Here is a 779-nt window from a genome sequence, read left to right as displayed (position 1 = left end):
TGAATATGCCCTCGAAGCTGTAAAAATTCACGGTATATTTAAAGGAAGCTTTCTTGCAGTACATCGTGTGTTAAGATGCCATCCGGGTTGTGAAGGTGGACACGACCCTGTACCGGAAAAGAAGACAAAATCCTCCTCAGATAAACAATCAAAACCTTTATAACTCTATCTTTATAAGATATTTACGGTAGTGAATTATTATGGATCTTAGACGTAGCATTATTTTTGTTGGCTTAGCAGTTGTATCATATATGTTGATACTTGCCTGGAATGAAGATTATGGTCAGCAAGCATCGCAAACCGCAGTTAAACAAGCCATTCCACAAGAGTCTATTGGTTTAAGTACTTCTGCAGAAAGTAGCGAAGATTCTGAATTTACTGTACCTGAGTCTGCTGCTGCAAGTATTGATAGCACAGCCCAAACAAAGAATTCCACCTCGCAACAATCGTCAAGCGTTCATATCAAAACAGATGTATTAGATTTATATCTTGATCTTAAAGGCGGTAATGTTATTTCGGCAAAAATGCCTCAGCATAAAGTTAGCTTAGGCTCAGAAGAAGCACTGGCGCTGTTGGAAAGTGGTAATGGTAGACATTACGTTGTTGAAAGTGGTCTATTTGGAAAAAATGGATATGATTCCTCTAAAAACGGCCCAGCTCCTATTTACTCATCATCATCTTCTTCATACGAGTTACAAGAAGGACAAGATAGCCTTTCAATAGACCTTAATTTTGAAAGTGATGATGGTGTATCAATTACTAAGCGTTATGAATTCAAG

Annotated in this window: 2 protein-coding genes; both read left to right on the top strand. The window is 38.0% G+C overall.

All coding sequences use genetic code 11. The annotated features are described in order from the left end of the window. Positions 1-163: membrane protein insertion efficiency factor (locus tag A3757_RS27900; RefSeq protein WP_156506431.1), on the top strand; the 163-nt coding region annotated here is incomplete at its 5' end. 37 nt (positions 164-200) lie between these two features. Next, a partial coding sequence (gene yidC, locus A3757_RS19490; RefSeq protein WP_156506430.1) for a membrane protein insertase YidC occupies positions 201-779 on the top strand: 579 nt, incomplete at its 3' end.

It is taken from the genome of Oleiphilus sp. HI0117, from assembly GCF_001635235.1.
This window is presented reverse-complemented; position numbering and strand designations above follow the sequence as displayed.